The 16632-nt window shown below is 63.4% G+C and carries 18 protein-coding genes; 6 read left to right on the top strand and 12 right to left on the bottom strand.

All coding sequences use genetic code 11. From position 1 onward, the window contains the following. Nucleotides 1-9 precede the first annotated feature (9 nt). The 3 genes from ACH2DW_RS07095 to tal are packed head-to-tail and all read left to right on the top strand — an operon-like array spanning nucleotide 10 to nucleotide 3542. Entirely contained in the window at nucleotides 10-411 is a 402-nt protein-coding gene (locus ACH2DW_RS07095) for a hypothetical protein (RefSeq protein ID WP_394929032.1), read from the top strand. A gap of 42 nt (nucleotides 412-453) precedes the next feature. Beyond that, nucleotides 454-2400 carry a transketolase gene (tkt, locus tag ACH2DW_RS07090; protein ID WP_394929031.1) on the top strand — a complete coding sequence of 649 codons (1947 nt, stop codon included), beginning with the start codon at nucleotides 454-456 and terminating at the stop codon, nucleotides 2398-2400. Nucleotides 2401-2432: 32 nt separating this feature from the next. Beyond that, nucleotides 2433-3542 carry a transaldolase gene (tal, locus tag ACH2DW_RS07085; protein ID WP_394929030.1) on the top strand — a complete coding sequence of 370 codons (1110 nt, stop codon included), beginning with the start codon at nucleotides 2433-2435 and terminating at the stop codon, nucleotides 3540-3542. Nucleotides 3543-3560: 18 nt separating this feature from the next. Here the strand turns inward: tal and ACH2DW_RS07080 are convergent, their stop codons facing one another. After that, the gene (locus tag ACH2DW_RS07080; RefSeq protein ID WP_394929029.1) at nucleotides 3561-5105 is read right to left on the bottom strand and encodes a molybdopterin-dependent oxidoreductase; all 1545 of its coding nucleotides are present in this window, start codon (nucleotides 5103-5105) and stop codon (nucleotides 3561-3563) included. Between ACH2DW_RS07080 and ACH2DW_RS07075 the strand changes: the two genes are divergently transcribed. Further along, nucleotides 5104-6126 (top strand): TIGR00730 family Rossman fold protein, encoded by a 1023-nt coding sequence (locus ACH2DW_RS07075; RefSeq protein ID WP_394929028.1) that lies wholly within the window; start codon nucleotides 5104-5106, stop codon nucleotides 6124-6126. The genes ACH2DW_RS07080 and ACH2DW_RS07075 overlap by 2 nt on opposite strands. Nucleotides 6127-6160: 34 nt before the next feature. Here the strand turns inward: ACH2DW_RS07075 and ACH2DW_RS07070 are convergent, their stop codons facing one another. Together ACH2DW_RS07070 and ACH2DW_RS07065 are read right to left on the bottom strand one after the other, a co-directional pair. Further along, the gene (locus ACH2DW_RS07070; protein ID WP_394929027.1) at nucleotides 6161-6370 is read right to left on the bottom strand and encodes a hypothetical protein; all 210 of its coding nucleotides are present in this window, start codon (nucleotides 6368-6370) and stop codon (nucleotides 6161-6163) included. A 1-nt stretch (nucleotide 6371) separates the two neighbouring features. After that, entirely contained in the window at nucleotides 6372-7547 is a 1176-nt protein-coding gene (locus ACH2DW_RS07065; RefSeq protein ID WP_394929026.1) for a (Fe-S)-binding protein, read from the bottom strand. Nucleotides 7548-7589: 42 nt separating this feature from the next. Here ACH2DW_RS07065 and ACH2DW_RS07060 point away from each other — a divergent pair, with 42 nt between their 5' ends. Together ACH2DW_RS07060 and ACH2DW_RS07055 are read left to right on the top strand one after the other, a co-directional pair. After that, the gene (locus ACH2DW_RS07060) at nucleotides 7590-8387 is read left to right on the top strand and encodes an Fpg/Nei family DNA glycosylase (protein WP_394929025.1); all 798 of its coding nucleotides are present in this window, start codon (nucleotides 7590-7592) and stop codon (nucleotides 8385-8387) included. A 285-nt stretch (nucleotides 8388-8672) separates the two neighbouring features. Further along, entirely contained in the window at nucleotides 8673-9251 is a 579-nt protein-coding gene (locus ACH2DW_RS07055; RefSeq protein WP_394929024.1) for a phytanoyl-CoA dioxygenase family protein, read from the top strand. A gap of 31 nt (nucleotides 9252-9282) precedes the next feature. Here ACH2DW_RS07055 and ACH2DW_RS07050 read toward each other — a convergent pair whose 3' ends face one another. The 9 genes from ACH2DW_RS07050 to ACH2DW_RS07010 are packed head-to-tail and all read right to left on the bottom strand — an operon-like array spanning nucleotide 9283 to nucleotide 16530. Next, the gene (locus tag ACH2DW_RS07050) at nucleotides 9283-9657 is read right to left on the bottom strand and encodes an SET domain-containing protein-lysine N-methyltransferase (RefSeq protein WP_394929023.1); all 375 of its coding nucleotides are present in this window, start codon (nucleotides 9655-9657) and stop codon (nucleotides 9283-9285) included. 21 nt (nucleotides 9658-9678) lie between these two features. Then, nucleotides 9679-10566 carry a phosphotransferase enzyme family protein gene (locus ACH2DW_RS07045; RefSeq protein ID WP_394929022.1) on the bottom strand — a complete coding sequence of 296 codons (888 nt, stop codon included), beginning with the start codon at nucleotides 10564-10566 and terminating at the stop codon, nucleotides 9679-9681. Nucleotides 10567-10578: 12 nt separating this feature from the next. Then, entirely contained in the window at nucleotides 10579-11463 is an 885-nt protein-coding gene (locus tag ACH2DW_RS07040; RefSeq protein WP_394929021.1) for an FAD-binding oxidoreductase, read from the bottom strand. Next, a complete protein-coding gene (locus ACH2DW_RS07035; protein WP_394929020.1) occupies nucleotides 11454-12893 on the bottom strand; it encodes an FAD-binding oxidoreductase in 1440 nt (479 codons plus the stop codon). The genes ACH2DW_RS07040 and ACH2DW_RS07035 overlap by 10 nt, the downstream gene beginning before the upstream one ends. 11 nt (nucleotides 12894-12904) lie before the next feature. Continuing rightward, nucleotides 12905-13243 (bottom strand): hypothetical protein, encoded by a 339-nt coding sequence (locus ACH2DW_RS07030; RefSeq protein ID WP_394929019.1) that lies wholly within the window; start codon nucleotides 13241-13243, stop codon nucleotides 12905-12907. Further along, nucleotides 13240-13713: a hypothetical protein gene (locus tag ACH2DW_RS07025; RefSeq protein WP_394929018.1), complete on the bottom strand. Its 474-nt coding sequence runs from the start codon at nucleotides 13711-13713 to the stop codon at nucleotides 13240-13242. The genes ACH2DW_RS07030 and ACH2DW_RS07025 overlap by 4 nt, the downstream gene beginning before the upstream one ends. Then, entirely contained in the window at nucleotides 13710-15014 is a 1305-nt protein-coding gene (locus ACH2DW_RS07020) for a replication-associated recombination protein A (protein WP_394929017.1), read from the bottom strand. Before ACH2DW_RS07020 ends, ACH2DW_RS07025 begins: the two co-directional genes overlap by 4 nt. Then, complete coding sequence (locus ACH2DW_RS07015; RefSeq protein WP_394929016.1) at nucleotides 15011-15448, bottom strand: NUDIX domain-containing protein; 438 nt, start codon at nucleotides 15446-15448, stop codon at nucleotides 15011-15013. The genes ACH2DW_RS07020 and ACH2DW_RS07015 overlap by 4 nt, the downstream gene beginning before the upstream one ends. Nucleotides 15449-15480: 32 nt before the next feature. Next, a complete protein-coding gene (locus ACH2DW_RS07010) occupies nucleotides 15481-16530 on the bottom strand; it encodes a tetratricopeptide repeat protein (RefSeq protein WP_394929015.1) in 1050 nt (349 codons plus the stop codon). Nucleotides 16531-16632 lie beyond the last annotated feature (102 nt).

Raw genomic sequence — 16632 nt, 5'->3', positions numbered from 1 at the left:
TCCATCGTCATGCAGATCGTTTCCGCACTGTTCGTCGAGAACTTCGAGATGCGTCAGGCCCCAGGCCCGTCGACCCGCATCGACATGACCGGCGTGATGTTCAGCCAGGCCGCTCCATCTCCCGCGCCCGTCACGATCGACCCCCACCTGGTGGCCTTGATCTTCTGTCCTGAGGGAGCCTCCGGCAACGGTGTCTTCGAAGTGATCTTCCGCAACGGCGTGGAGGAGGACAGCGAGCAGCTCGCGCGCAATGTCAGCCCGTTCACCGTTGAACCGGGCAAGTTCACCTATCGGCTGGTCAAGGGTGAGCTCGACTTCGACAGTTACAAGCAGATCTTTGCCCACTGCCGGGTGGACAAGAACCCGTGGCACCTCGTTCCGTTTACGCTGCTTCCACCCGTCGCGGACTGACGGTTGTTCGGTTCGGGGCCGGCCTCAACTACCCTCGGACGCGTGTCGCTGACTGCTGAACAAGACGCCGCCGCCATCTCTCTGGTGAGAGGTATGTCGATGGATGGCCCGCTCGCCGCAAACAGCGGCCACCAAGGCACCGGGATGGCTCTCGCGCCGCTTGCTCACACTCTGTACAGCAGGGTGATGAAGCACGACCCAGCGGACCCGCACTGGACCGATCGCGACCGGTTCGTTCTGTCCGGTGGCCATGTCTCGATCCTCCAGTATTCGATGCTGTTTCTCAGTGGCTACGGCCTCGAACTCGAGGACCTCAAACAGTTCCGCCAGTGGGGCTCGCTCACACCTGGTCATCCTGAAGTCGGCCACACCGCCGGCGTCGAGGTCACCACCGGTCCGCTTGGCCAAGGCTTCGCCAATGCCGTCGGCATGGCCATCGCCGAGGCCAACCTGCGCGCCCGATTCGGAGCCGACGCAGTGAACCACCACACATTTGTGGTCGCCGGCGACGGCTGCCTCATGGAAGGCGTCAGCCACGAGGCCGCCTCGTGGGCAGGCCATCTCGGCTTGGGACACCTCGTCTGCATCTTCGACGACAACAAGATCACCATCGATGGCCCAACCGACCTCACCGTCAACGAGGACACCGCCGCCAGGTTCCGGTCGTATGGGTGGGATGTCCAAGAAGTCGGCGACATCAGCAACGATGTCGATGCACTTGAGGCAGTACTCAACGCTGCAAAAGACACGGCGCAACCAACCCTGATCATGTTGCGGACGCACATCGGCTATCCCTCACCGGATCACGTCGATACGAATCACGCCCACGGCAACCCGTTCACCCCCGAAGACGTCACCCGAACGAAGGCGGTCATGGGGATCCCAGACGAGGCGTTCTGGGCCCCGCCTGAACTCGTTGGCGCATATCGCTCACATGTCGGTGGACGCGGCGCAGCGTCCAACGCTGCTTGGCAAGCGGCAGCGAAAACGGCAACCGAGTCACCCGACTGGCAGGCCGCCTGGGCCCAAAGCGGACTCGACGGCTGGAACGCCGACCTCCCGGTGTACGAGCAAGGCGATTCGGTGGCCACCCGAAAGGCCATTCAGAAGGCGCTCGACGCCACCTTCGCACTCCTCCCCGGGCTGATGAGCGGATCAGCGGACCTCAAGGGCAGCAATGGCGTCGCGCTCGGCGGATCCACACCCTTCGCCACCGACAACGAAGCCGGCCGCTACCTGCACTTCGGCGTGCGCGAGCACGCGATGGGTGCTGCAGCCGTCGGCATGTCAGCACATGGTGGTGTTCTCCCGGTCACCGCAACGTTCTTCGTGTTCGCGGACTACATGCGGCCGCCGATCCGTTTGGCTGCTCTCACTGGCGCCAAGGTCTGCTTCGTGTTCACGCACGACTCGGTCGGCGTCGGCGAAGACGGCCCGACCCATCAACCTGTCGAGCAACTGGCCTCGCTCCGAGCCATCCCTGGCCTGCATGTGATTCGGCCAGCCGACGCCAACGAGACCATTCAGGCCTGGGCAGACGCGGTCCTGCACGATGGACCCACCGTCATCGTCCTCAGCCGTCAGAACATCACAGTCACCACCGACGGCGAAGCCGTCTGCACGGGCGCGGCTGTCGTGTATCCCGCCGACACGCCCCAAGTCGTCCTGGCCGCAACCGGTAGCGAGGTGGCACTGTGCACCCAGGCAGCCGAGCAACTCGCAGCAACAGGCATCGCAGCACAGGTTGTCTCCATGCCGAGCTGGGACCGCTTCGACGAGCAGAGCGACGACTTCAAGGCTGGCGTGTTCCCCACGGGCGTTCCGGTGCTCTCCGTCGAGGCCGGCGTCACGTTCGGATGGGCCAAGTACGCCGATGCCTCGATCGGCATCGACCGATTCGGAGCCAGCGCCCCGGGTGGCCTCGTGCTCGACAAGCTTGGCATCAATGTCGACAACGTGGTGGCCCAGGCCACAACGCTGGCGAACTGAACTCGAACCAACGATCAAACTGGAGCAACGACATGAGTGACCGTTTGCAGGATCTCTTCGTCCAGCAGGGCCAGAGCCCTTGGCTGGACAACTTGAAGCGTGACTACATCACATCCGGCAAGCTCGTGGAAGTGCGCGACAGCGGTGTCCGTGGACTGACCTCGAATCCGTCGATCTTCCAGAAGGCAATTCAGGGTTCGGCGGACTACGACGAGCAGTTCAACGAGATCGCTGCCGACGGCGGGTCGATCGTTGACGACTACTGGTCGCTCGTTATCCGTGACATTCACGGCGCTTGCGACGTGTTCTCGAAGGTCTACGACCAGTCGAACGGCACCGATGGCTTCGTCAGTGTCGAAGTGGCACCGAGCCTCGCCCACGATGGCCCGGGCACGGAGGCTGCTGCCCGTGAGTTGCACGAACGAATCCAGCGCCGCAACCTGATGGTCAAGATCCCGGGTACAGCCGAGGGCATCGCTCCTATCGAGCAGATGATTGCCGAAGGCCGTTCGATCAACGTCACGTTGATCTTCAGCCTGCCGCGCTATGCCGAAGTAATCGACGCGTACCTCACCGGGCTCGAGCGCTTTGCCAAAGATCCCGACGCCGACCTGTCACAAGTTGCCAGTGTTGCGAGCTTCTTTATCAGCCGTGTCGACGTCGAGGTCGACAAGCGTCTTGAGGCAAACGGATCCGACGCCGCCCTTGCGCTGCGCGGTCAGGCTGCGGTTGCTCAGGGCAAGCTTGCCTACAAGTTGTTCGCCGAGCGGTTTAGCGGTCCCCGTTGGGAAGCGCTGGCAGCACGTGGCGCCCACGTCCAGCGTCCGCTGTGGGCTTCGACCGGCGCCAAGAACCCTGCCTATTCCGACGTGCTCTACGTCGACGAACTCATCGGCCCCGACACCGTCAACACACTGCCCGAGCCGACCCTCGAAGCGTTTGCCGATCACGGCACCGTCGCTCGTCGCGTCGATGCTGACGTGGACGAGTCTGCAGCAGTCTGGGCGGCACTCCCCTCAGTGGGCGTCGACATGGACGACGTCGCCGATCAACTCGAGCGCGAGGGCGTTGCGAGCTTCATCGGTGCATTCGATGAGTTGATCGAAGCCCTCGAAGACAAGGCCGCCGAACTCCGCAGCTGATTTCGAGGCTGCGTTCGCTCAGCCGTCGATGGTCAGCGAGATGCGGTGATAGCCCTGGGCGCCGTTCGGGGCGACGGCTGCCGGCTCTGACGGCTGCGGTTCACCCATCCCGTCGAAGGCCCGCGCTTCGATCGTGTGCTTGCGCGGCTCGACATCGTTCAAGCGATACACCCACTGCACCCAGGTGTCATTCGAGGGCACCGAGGCCATCTCGGCGTCGCGCCACTCGCCTTCGTCGACGCGGATCTGCACCTTCGATACACCGCGGTGCACTGCCCACGCGACACCGCCGATCGCGACCTCGCCAGTCCTTTTCGAACCGCTGCGGGGCGTGTCGATCCGCGCCATGGTCTTGACCGGTCCGAGCTTCGACCAGCCGCGCGGGATCCAGTAGGCATCGAACTCGTCCCAGCGGGTCAGGCGGATGTCCGTCACCCACTTGGTCGCTGACACGTAGCCAAACAAGCCGGGTACAACAATCCGGACGGGGTAACCGTGCTGCGCCGGGAGCGGCTCGCCGTTCATGGCAATCGCCAACATGGCGTCGCGGCCGTCCATGATTGATTCGAGGGGACTCCCGCAGGTCCAACCGTCGATCGAGCGACTGACCACTTGTTCGGCATCAGGCTGCACACCGGCCTCGTCGAGGATGTCTTTGAGTAACACGCCCTGCCAGAGCGCATTACCGACCAGATCACCACCGACTGGATTCGACACACATGACAGCGTGATGTGGCGCTCGATCTGCGGACGAGCGAGCAGGTCATCAAATGTCAGCTCGATGGGGTTGTCCACAAGACCGCTGATCTGCAGCTTCCACGTGTCGACTCGGACCTGTGGCACCACGAGCGCTGTATCAATCCGATAGAAGTTGTCATTGGGCACGACAAAGGATTCGATGCCTTCGACCCCCAACTCGAAATCGCCGGGGACGGCTTGGGCCGCGTTGTCCACGTCAGGAATCGCCAGGTTTGCGCGCTCCTCGTTCACCTCGAAGCGTTGCTGCAGTACTCGTCCGACGCCGCCCGTGACGGCAGCTGCAGACCCAACGGTGACCGCTCCGGTGAGGAACTGGCGCCGGTCGACGCCCATCATCACGCGATGACCGTCTTCCTCCAACACCTGGGGTTTCGGGCCGAGCCACCAGAGCACAGCGATCGAGACACCTGTGCCGACAATGGTCGGCAAGAGCTTGGCAATCGTCGGGTCAGGCCGAATCAGCACGGCCCAGGCGCCGACAACCCCGATGGCTCCGGTCAGCGCAAACGCACCCGCCCGCTCCCCACGCATCATCAAGATGCCGACGACCACGCCGAGTCCGAGCACCACGATCAGCGCGCCCGATACGAGAACGGCCTTGTCGCTGGTTCCGAACTGCTCGATCGCCCAGTTCTTCAACCACTTCGGCGTCCAGTCGATGAATTCCTGACCGACGGGCACCACCGGTGACGAGGACCCCTGAACGAGGCCGACGACCAACTCGGCGGCGGCCAGGCCCACAGCGGTCGCCAGCAAGCCGAGGACTGCACCCAGCTTCTTCGAGCCGTAGGATCCGTTGTTCATGGCATCAGGTGTATCTGAATCTGCCGCGGCTCGCGCCCGGGTCATCGTCGAAGAACTCGGAGTTTCCGGATCGGTTCGACTCGCGACAGAGTTGGTTTCCGAAGCACTCGGTCTCATCACTGACGAGCCTGACATGCTTGACCTGAAAATTGCCACCGCTGCGCTCGCGGAGATGCGCGATGCCTACGAGATGTTCAAGCCCTACAAGAACGAGCGCAAGGTCTCGATCTTCGGTTCGGCTCGGATCAAGCCCGATGATCCGCTCTACGCGCAAGCCCGGAACCTGGCCGCAGCGTTGGCTGACCGAGGCTGGATGACCGTCACAGGGGCGGGCCCAGGAATTATGCAGGCAGGCATGGAAGGCGCGGGTGTCGAGAACTCAATCGGCGTCTCGATCCGGCTTCCCTTCGAATCCGGCGCGAACTCGATCATCGCCGACGACGACAAGCACGTGTCGATGAAGTACTTCTTCACCCGCAAGCTCATGCTCATCAAAGAATCACAAGGCTTCGTCTGCCTGCCCGGCGGAGTCGGCACGCTTGACGAGACGTTCGAGTTGCTCACGCTCACGCAGACCGGCAAAGGCATCCCCGTTCCAATCGTGTTGCTCGATGAGCCGGGCGACCCCTACTGGGAGGCCGTCGACGGCCTCATGCAGCAGCTCGTTCGCCGTGGATTGGTGTCCGCCGGCGATACGGCGCTGTACACAATCACCGACTCCTGCGATGAGGCGTGTCGGATCATCGACGAGTTTTACGCGAACTACGACTCGATCCGCTTCGTCGGTGACCACATGGTGATGCGCATGCAGCGTGCGCCAACGAACGCCCAGCTTGCCGATCTCAACGAGCGGTACGGCCACCTCGTCGTCGACGGCACGATTCACCGGGCCGAGCCGTACAAGATCGAAGTGCGCGACGACGACAAGCTCGACCTCGAGCGGATCGCGTTCCACTTCACGCGACACGGATACGGCGACATCATCCGCCTCATCGGCGACATCAACTCCTACGTCACGTAGCCACAAAGCGATCCGACCAGTTGTCGCTCTCCGGTCACCAGTTGTCTGAGTCGTCACCGTCGAGTTGACGCAGAATCCCTGCAGCCTTTTCGATCGCGCGACGTGCCTGCATCAGCTTCTTGTCGTCGACGGGCCGTTGCATCTCGCCGTCAGCCACGGCTTCACGCAGCGCGTCGAAGGCGATCTCATCGATGTCGGCGCCAATCGCCGTCAGCCGGTGTACGAGATCGCCATAGTTCGCCACCTCAGAGTCCCAGCGCGTCGGCCACGATGTCGACGGGGTGACGAACCTCCAGGTCGTCGCCGAGCACTGCGCTCAAGTGCATCGAGCAGCCGGGGTTGGCGCTCGCAACCAGCGAGGCATCACTGCGGCTGGTAGCGCGGGCGATCGAAGCAACCTTGCGTTCCCGAATCTGGCCGGCGAGGTCGGGCTGCAACGCTGAGTATGCCCCACCTGCACCGCAGCACAATCCATCGTCATCGAGTTCGACGACCGACGCCACATGCCCCAACAGGGTGCGGACCGGATCAACCACGCGTTGCACGTGACGCAAGTGGCACGGGTCTTGCACGATCACTGTCGGTCGAGGACTCGCCATCGATGGAAGACGATCGACGCGCTCGGCCAGGTACTCGTTCACGTCGAGCACCCGCATGCTGAAAGCCACCGCATCCGGGGTCCCGATGAGGTGCCCGTAGTCCTTCATCGCCGCCCCGCAACCCGCCGAATTGACGACGATCGGAGCATCGCCTGGCATGGAGGCCATCACGTCGGCTGCCAACCGGCGCGTCTCGTCCTCAAGTCCGGCGTGCACGTGGAGCGCCCCGCAACATCCACCCCCGGCAGATGGAATCGCATAGCTCTCCCCGACTGCAGTGATGAGCTTCGCCGTATTGACATGCGTCTGACGTTGCCAGGCATCCATCACACAACCGGTGAACAGCCACACGTCGCTCCCGGTGGCCGCCAAGCGGGCTGGCCTCCGAATGGGCAACGTTGCGAGACCCAGCCGTTTGGGCACGAGCCGCAGCCGCTGCGCAACAGCGAGGAGCGACGACCCAGCAAGCAGCAGCCGATGTCGCGGCAACACTTGAAATCCCATGCGTTGCCACCACGGAGTGATTCGCTTCGACGACGCCAGCGCTGACCTCGTGCCCTCCATCAAGTCGCCGAACTGCACACCGCTCGGACAGGCCGGCTCACACCCTCGGCACTGCACGCATGTCTCCATGAAGTCCACGAAGGTCTTGTCGATCGGAAGTTCGCCGGACTCAACCGCGCGCATCGCGTCGATGCGCCCTCGCGGCGAATACGCCTCCTCACCCGACACTCTAAATGTTGGACAGTGCGGCAGGCAGAGCCCGCATGAGACACACGTCGACAACTTGCCGGGATCAAGGTTCAACACGCCATCGAGCACGACAACAGCGTACGCGGACCGGTCCACCCGTACGCTGCCCTCGTGCCAGAAGGACACACCATTCACAAGATTGCCAGGGACCACGGAAAGCTTCTCACTGGTCGAACCGTGCGCGTCACCAGTCCGCAAGGACGTTTTGCTGGTGACGCCGAGCGTGTCGATGGTGCCGTTCTCGACAAGATTGAGCCCCACGGCAAGCATCTCTTTTACCACTGGTCGACCGGCGAAGTTGGCCATGTCCACCTCGGGCTGTTCGGCAAGTTCAAAGTGCACACCGGCGACGATCGTCCAGAACCACGCGGCGCCGTCCGAATGCGTCTTGTCGCCGACTCAGCAACGATCGACTTGGCGGGCCCCACCGCTTGTTCCATCGACGACCCGTCGGTGCGAACCGAGATCCTGGGTCGCCTCGGACCCGACCCCATCAAACCGCGCCAGAGCAAACAGAAGATGTTCGACAAGATCTCACGGTCCAAACGCGGCATCGGCGATCTCCTCATGGATCAATCAGTGGTCGCTGGGGTCGGCAACGTGTATCGCGCCGAGGCACTCTTCGTCTGCGGCATCCACCCACTCCAGCCGGGCATCAATTTGGATATCGCCGAGCTGGAGGCGCTCTGGGTCACGATCACGGCGATGCTGCGCAAGGGAGTCAAGGACGGTCGCATCGTCACCGTCGAACGGTCGGAACTCGACATTCCGAATGGCGTCCGCATCAAACGCGGCGAAGCCACCTACGCATACAAACGGGACCACTGCCTGCGATGCGGTACCGAGATCCAACTGCTCGCCATCCAGAACCGGACGAGCTACCACTGCCCCACCTGCCAACCTGGCTGACTCGCTGTCTACGTTGGGAGTCATGGCCATTCCTCGAGTCCGGTGGAACGACAACCCGACCACGCTGCACACGATCACCGCAGCAATCGACCAGGCCGGATGCTGCGTCGTCGAGGATGCCATCCAAAACGAGACCGCTTAGGCTGACCGGCGCGAGTTGGTCGCATTCGACAGTGCCGGCTCGATCGGTGCCAGTGCCTTCGAAGGGCACGCCACGCGTCGGACCGGAGCGCCGCTCCCCCGCTCGGCGACCTTCCGCTCGATCGCGATGCACCCGGCGGTGATGTGCGCGGGAGCCACGTACTCGGGCCAACGACTGGATGGAGATTCTCTGCATCAGAGTTCATCCAGATCGAGCCCGGTGAGACGGCCCAACGGCTGCACCGCGACCAGTGGAAGTACAACATGGTCGATTTTCCGAACGAAATCGAGTTGAACGGAATGTGGGCGATCAGCGAATTCACCGCATCGAACGGTGCCACCCGGATCTTTCCTGGCAGTCATCGCGACGGCAACCCAGAGCCGCGCGACGCTGATGCCGCCGTCCCTGCCGAGATGGCGGCCGGGTCACTCTTGCTGTACACGGGCAGGCTGTATCACGGCGGCGGGGCCAATACGAGCGACGGATGGCGTCTTGGACTCTCGTTGCAGCACGCGGCGAGTTGGCTGACGCAATCAAGCAACCAATTTCTTGAATGCCCGCCAGCAATCGTCGCTGACTGGCCCGACGATCTCTTACGGTTCATCGGATACGCGAAGGCCGGCAACGGCCTGGGCTATCGGCGCGACAGCGAGGGTCCGCTCAGCGCAGTGCACCCTGAACGGGATTTCGAACATGGCTGGGCGACTGTGCGGCCCGATTGACAACCATGCGCCAACTCTTGGCCCTCAGGCTCTAGAGCAGGTCGAACCAGACGCCTTCTTGAGCAGTCCCCATGTAGTTGATGAAGATCTCATCACCCTCGCGAATGGTCCGCAATGCCGTGATCACCAGCTCATGTTGAGTTTCGAGGGTCTCGGCGTTCGGGGCGTAGCTGTGGTTGTAGAGCGATCCATAACCCAATGCCAGCGCGGTGGATTCAGTTCCCCAGCCGAACACATATCCGTCGGCTCCCAGCGACAGCGCCTCGGCCCGCTCGCCATCGACGATGAGCATGGGGCACCGTTCGATCTCCTCACCGGCTGTGATGACCCGACGGGCAAACACGCCGCGGCCCGCTCCCGTCGGTGATTCCGCCACACGCAGGTCAGATGTGCTGCCGCTTGACATGGTGGACAAGTCAACCGGGCGCTACTGGGCTTGCCACATCGGTGCGTCGGATTCTCCGCGCCAGTGCGCCAGCCGGCGCTGCGCCTCTGGCATGGCGGCCTCATTGCGTATCGCTGCTTTCAGTCGCATCAAGGTCGCCGCAACCAGGCGGAGTTCTGCAAAGGCCTCGGCGGACTGATCACCGGCCATTGATCGCCCGTAGCCGGCGGCGAAACCGGCATACCAGGACGCTTCACCACCCCACCGTGTCTGCCAGGTCATCATCGGCGCGTGATCCCAGCCAGGCGGCGCCCAGCAGAGGAGGTCCCAGTCGATCAGCACGGGTCCCCGCTCGGCCATGATCACGTTGCCTGGGTGAACGTCGCCATGGCAGACAACCGAACCAGCGTCATCGGTCCAATGCGGCCAACGATGAATCGCTGCGACGATCCCCGCTCGCGCCGACTCGTCGAGTACCGCACCGACATCGTCGAGCAGCGCAGCGAAGTCCCACCAGGGGAAGTCGATCGGGCGTGGGAGTGGATACCTGGCAGGCAAGTCAGCGACAGCAATGTCGTGGGTGCGCCGCACCAACTTCCCGACGGACTGCCAATCGATCGCAGCATTCGACTTCGGTACATACTCCCACGCTGTTGCGCTCAGCCCGTTCGACTCGACGACATCAGCACGCATTGGACGGGTGACAGCCAACCCACGATCGAGCAGCATCTCGGCGAGTTCGATCGATGCAACTGCTGGTGCACTCGGCGCGCTGACGCGGAGCACGACGTCGCCAGACCGGTAGATCGCATTCATGCTGGCGCGCAGCAAGATGGGCTCATCGAGTCCCCAATGCGCAGCCGCCTGGGACGCCACCAGCCCGGCGGCGTCGAGATCAGCGACCGGGCGATCGACGAACGGGCGCAGCACGTCGGATTCGACTCAACGGACCGACAGCGCGTCGATACCAGGGTTCAGGCGACCGGTTGGATCGAACTCCTGCTTGATCCGTGCGTGCAGATCGGCCTGAACGGGATCAGGCGATCGCTCCGGCCGGGGGCGCGTGTGGTGGACCACGCCGACACCGATCTCGGCGACGAACGAACCTGGCGAGGCCACCCGCAGCGATACCAATTCCGATGGCGCCATCGACCAACGGCCGCCCGTCGGGAGCTCCGGGCCGCTCGAAACGGCCGTCAGTAAAAACCGTTCGGCCATCTCCGCCACGTCGCGATCATCACCTTCGAGCAGAACCCAGGTCGTCGCTCCGTCCCACAGCACTGACGTCGGGCGGAACAGTCCGGTCAACAGTTCCCACGGATCGCGATCGGACGTGAACCATTGCTCGAAGGACGCCTTCGGCCGTGTGCGAAGAATGACGTCACCGATGAACCCAAGCGTTCCGTGGGACCCAACCAACAATCGACAGAGATCGAATCCGCTGACGTTCTTCACGGTCGGTCCGCCGGCTTTGACGAGCTTGCCGGCAGCGTTGACGTAGTTGGCCTGCAGCAACGCGTCGCGCATCGCTCCGTAAGCCAACCGGCGAATCCCGCTCTGGCCGACGGCCAGCGCGCCCCCGACGGTCCCCCCTGAGTGCACGGCGACCTGCTGTCCATGTTCGGCGAGGGCCGCGTCGACCTCGTCGACTGGGGTCCCTGCCCCGCAGCGAATCGTCATCTCGGCGGGCTCGATCCACTCGATGCCGATTGGAGCGTGGACGACTCGGACATCCGACAGCGGGCGCGACCGTGTCCCGAGCCCGGCAATTGCAACCGGACCGGTGGAGCCGACTGCTGCCGCGAAGTCCTCGAGTGTTAGATCCATGCGCCTTCCGGGGCACTGTGGATTTCGCCACATGTGGCAGGGTTCGGCAAGACCTTGTCGGGGTTCGAAATCAGTTGCGGGTCGAACGCTCGACGCAGATCGGCTTGCGCACTGAGATCGGTCTCGGAGAACATCAGCGGCATGAGGTCCCTCTTCTCAAGCCCAATGCCGTGTTCGCCGCTCAGCACGCCGCCTGCATCGACGGATGCCTTCACGATTTCCCTGCCCGCGGCGTGAACACGTTCGGACACTCCTTCGACTGAACCGTCAAACAGAATCAACGGATGGAGGTTGCCATCACCGGCGTGGAACACGTTCAACACCCGCAAGTCGTGGCGTTCGACAATCTCGTAGATTTGGTCCAGCACCTCTGCGAGCTTGTGACGCGGCACCACGGTGTCGTGCAGGTAGTAGTTGGGCATGATGTTCGCGATGGCGCCGAACGCCGACTTCCGCCCTTTCCACAGCAGCGCCCGTTCCTCGTCATCTGCGGCCACTCGAATCGTGCCGACGCCTCGTGCGGACGCAAGCTCGAAGATGCGCTCCACGTCCGCCGCAACCCCTGCAGGCGGTCCAACGACTTCGATCAGTAGTGCGGCAGCCTGATCAACAGGCAGCCCAGCGTGGATGAACTCCTCGACCGCGATCAAACACAGCTGGTCCATCATCTCGACCGCAGCGGGCACGATGCCCGACGCAATGATGTCGCTGACCAGGTTGGCCCCCTCGGCGACCGACCCGAAGTCCATCAGCATCGTTGCCACGTCTGGCGGGTTCTGCATCAACCGGACGCAGATCTTCGTTGCGACGCCGAACATGCCCTCGCTGCCGACGAAGACGCCGCGCAGATCCAGTCCGTCGGGCTCAGGCTCTTCGCCACCGAGAACGCTGATCGACCCGTCGGGCAGCACGACTTCCATGCCGTGGATGTGTGCGTTGGTGACACCGTCGGCAAGACAGTGCGGCCCACCTGAATTGTTGGCGACGTTGCCACCGATCGAACAGGTCTGCTGGCTGCTCGGATCAGGCGCGAAGTGCACGCCGAGATGGGCGATCTGTTTGGATAAATCGAGGTTGAGCACGCCGGGCTCGACCCAAGCAATGCGATTTACTTCGTCGACCGAAAGAATCTTGTTCATCTTCGTGGTCGAGATGACAATGGCGTCTGGAGGCGGCACCGCCCCGCCAGCGAGCCCGGTTCCGGACCCGCGGGCCATGAACGGAACCCCCATGTCAGCTGCCACCTGGACGCACGCCTGCACGTCTTCGGTCGACTCGGCAAAGCAGACGATGCCGGCGCTACCAGTCATGTTCGACGCGTCGTGACGGTAGAGGTTGCGCAATGTCGGCGAATCCCTGACCTGATCGTGGCGGAGCCGCGTGCGCAGCGCCCGCGCGACGGCATCAAGGTCGATTGCCGTGTCGATCACCGTCACAGCGCTCAGCGGCCTCGTTGACGCATCACGATGACTCGGCCACTGTCGACGGGTTGACCGTCGACGAAGACCTTGTCGCCGGGCTCCACGTGATCTTCGAGCGATTCGAGCCGGCCTTCGCGTTTTGCATGGAGTTCGTCTTCATGCTGGTTCATCACCGCTCGCCCTTCACGAACCGCGTCAGCGATGTCGCGTGTCTTTGCTCTGGCCTTGGTCACCGCTGACTTCGCCACCTGTGCGGGTGCGACATTCGAGGCTGCTTCCTTGACCTTCGTTTTCGCGTAGCCGGCACCGGCCACGCCGGCGGCCACGCCACCGACGAACCACGTCACTCGCTTCATCATGCTCGTCGTCTCCGTCGTTCTGGGGCCTGTTCGCCGCGATTGCGCACATCGATCACGTTTCCTGCTGTGCTGGGGTCCGGTCCGATGAGCGACCGCTCAATTGGCTTGCCGCGCAAACGGCTCCAGGCTCGAGACGTTCCCTTGGCCAGCCCTGCAGCCTTGATCGCCGGCGACGAGAACGCCGTGCGGGCCACTCGGCTACCGACGGCATCGCCGATCGCTTCGGCGGAACCGAGCACCTTGTCAAACCGCTCAAGGTCGTTGCGTGCCTCATCGACGGTCAACCGTGCCGCATCGGTGGTGCTCCGCATCTCGAGGAGGAGCGGTGTGGTCTCGGCGCGCAGGTCGACGACGTCTTCACGCAAATCGCGCAGTGTGTCATGGACCCGCAGCAGGACGACGATCAATGCCGTGAACCCGCAGATGAGGACAAACGCCGCGATCACCACCACCAGGTCGCCCGCGCTCATGTTGATGCTCCATGTGGAGACTGCTCAGTTGTACGTGTGGCCATTCGCTGCTCTATCTCTTGTTCCTCGCCGTGCTGGCTCGGTTCGTACCAGCGCTGCCCGCGCTGGGCTTCGGGCAGGTATTCCTGATCGACCCAGCCAGTTGGACTGTCGTGAGGATACTCGTACCCGACTCCGTGGCCCAGCGCTGCTGCACCCTGATAGTGGCTATCACGAAGATGGGGAGGCACTTCACCTGTCGCCCCGTCGCGAACAGCCGCACGTGCATTCCAAATCGCGAGCGCCGCTCGGTTACTCTTCGGGGCGGCGGCCAGGTAGATCGCCGCCTGAGCCAAGTTGAGCTGCGCTTCGGGCAACCCGACGTGCTCGAGCGCGTGGGCTGCTGCCACTGCCACATCCAGCCCTCGGCTGTCGGCCAGCCCCACGTCTTCGCTGGCGAAAATCACCATGCGCCGAGCGATGAATCGGGCGTCCTCGCCTGCTTCGAGCATGCGCGCGAGCCAATACACCGCAGCATCGGGGTCGCTCCCCCGCATCGACTTGATGAAGGCGCTCACGACGTCGTAGTGGTCATCACGTCCGTAGCGCAACGCGCTGGTCCCGAGTGCTGCTTCGACGTGAGCGAGCACGACATGGGTGTAATCCGACAACGCACATGCAACGTCGAGCGAGGTCAACACCTGGCGACCGTCTCCGCCTGCCCGATCGACGAGTAGCTCGAGGGCATCGGCGTCAGCCGTCGTCGCCTCGGCTTCGAGACCTCGCGCCACGAGCTGCTCGATAGCTGGACGATCGAGCGGTTCGAGGCGAAAAAGCGTCGAACGACTGCGCAGCGGAGCGTTGACCTCGAAGAACGGGTTCTCGGTCGTTGCGCCAATCAAGGTGAGGGTGCCGTCCTCCACCGCCGGCAGGAGAGCGTCCTGCTGGGCCTTCGAGAAACGATGAATCTCATCGAGAAACAAGATGGTGCCTTGGCCACGTTCTCCCAAACGTTGGCGAGCACGCTCGATGGTTTCACGCACATCCTTCACGCCGGCGGTTACGGCGGAGAGTTGCTCGAAGGCACGCGCTGTCGAGCCCGCAACGGCCAGAGCAAGCGTGGTCTTACCCGTGCCCGGCGGACCCCACAACAGCGCTGAGCTCAAGCGGTCGCTTTCGACCAGGCAACGCAGCGGACGACCCGGGCCGACCAGGTGCTCCTGGCCGACGACATCGTCAATCGATTTGGGCCGAAGCCGGGCCGCTAGCGGCGCTCGAGCACGGCGAGTCTCCTCGGCAGCCGCTGCGAACAGGTCGGTCATGAACGTGCACCGAGCACGCGCTGGTACGAAGGCTTGCGGAACTCGACCACCTGGTCGACCAGCCACGGCACCTTCACCCACTTCCAGTCGTCGAACTCGTCACCGTCAGGGGTCGGCTCAACCTCGTCGTTGCGAGCCTCAAAAAAGAACCACCGTTGCGCCTGCCCTAAACGTGCCCCTCGTTTGACGCCATCAGGCCACTCGTACACCGTCCAGTCGGGATATTCGTCGACGAGGCGGACGTCTGTGGGGCCGAGCCCCGTTTCCTCTTCCAACTCTCGCCAGGCACCCTCGACCGGCGACTCACCAACGTCGATGCCGCCCTGGGGCAATTGCCATTGGCCGGGAAAATCGGTGCGCTGAAATGCCAGGACGCGACCCTTCGAATTCGACACCACCGCGACAGTTCCAGCTCGGAATTGCAGACTCCCCATCAGAAGTGCATCGTACTGCGCGGCCCTGATCGTCAGCGCCCGATATGGCGCAAGCGGGTCTGCACGTCGACGTAATCGGGGTCAATTTCAGCAATTGTCGCAAACCAGCGGCGCGCCTTGATCGGGTCGTTCAGTCGGTCGTAGAAGTCGGCCAGCACGTACCACTGGCGGAGATGGTGCTCCTTGACCGACTTGGTGTTCTTTGTCGCTGGCATCATCGTCTCGATTGCAGCCGGGAGGTCGCCACGGTCCGCAAGTGCGCCAGCGGCGACGATCCGGCCCTCGGCCAGAATGTCGTGGCGCGGTGATGATTCACGGATGAGCAACCACACGCGCTCGACTGCCGACCAGCGCTCAAGCGCCCGGTAGCAGTCTGCGAGCGGCGGCAAGATCTCTTGGTTCTCGTGCAGGTCGTGCGCAATCTCCAGCGAAGCGGCCGCCTGCTTGTACCTGCCGAGGCGGTAATTCGCCAGGCCGGCGACTTCGTGCGCAGCAGCGACGCCGGGCGCCTCTTTGGCGATGGAGGTCGCGATCCGTTTGGCTTCGTCGAAACGCTCGCGATCGAGTGCTTCGCTCGCCTGTGCCAGTCGTTCGGACAACCTGGCACCACGTTGGGCACCCAGCGCGTCGTTGAGCTGCGCGGCAATTTCGGGGTCGAGTTCGGGCGCGTCACGCGACGCTCGGTCGGGAGAGCCCGCCCGCTGTGTTGCCGCTTTGGCTGCACCACGAACCGAGCCCTGATCGATCCACTGCTCGGTCGTACGTGCCTCGATCTTGGCGCGTTCTTGTTCCTTCGCCACCGCAGGGTCGACTTCTGGCTTGGGGCCACGTCGACGCTTCACGTCCATCGACCGGCGGTCGGCCTCGGTCAACTGCGGGCGATCCTGTTTGAACCGATCGTCGCGACCGGAGCCCTTGCCGCCACGTCGGTCGGAGCGATTTGCACCGCGATCATTTGCGCCGCGGTCATCACGGCTGCCGCCGCTCCGCGAACCACCGGAAGAACCCCCAGAACCGGGCTTGCCGTCGCGGCGACCGTCGTCGTTGCGGCGCGAAGAACTTGAGGATCGGTCACCAGGCATGGCCGAACATGCTACGTCCGCCCACACCCATTCGTGTTGGTTGGGGTGATTTGGGGTGAAAACGAAAAAAGCGCACCACCGGCAAAATCCGGATGATGCGTT

This window comes from uncultured Ilumatobacter sp., assembly GCF_963980585.1.
Taxonomy (GTDB): Bacteria; Actinomycetota; Acidimicrobiia; order Acidimicrobiales; family Ilumatobacteraceae; genus Ilumatobacter_A.
Note: the sequence above shows the minus strand (reverse complement) of the source record. Positions and strands in the feature narration are given on the sequence as shown.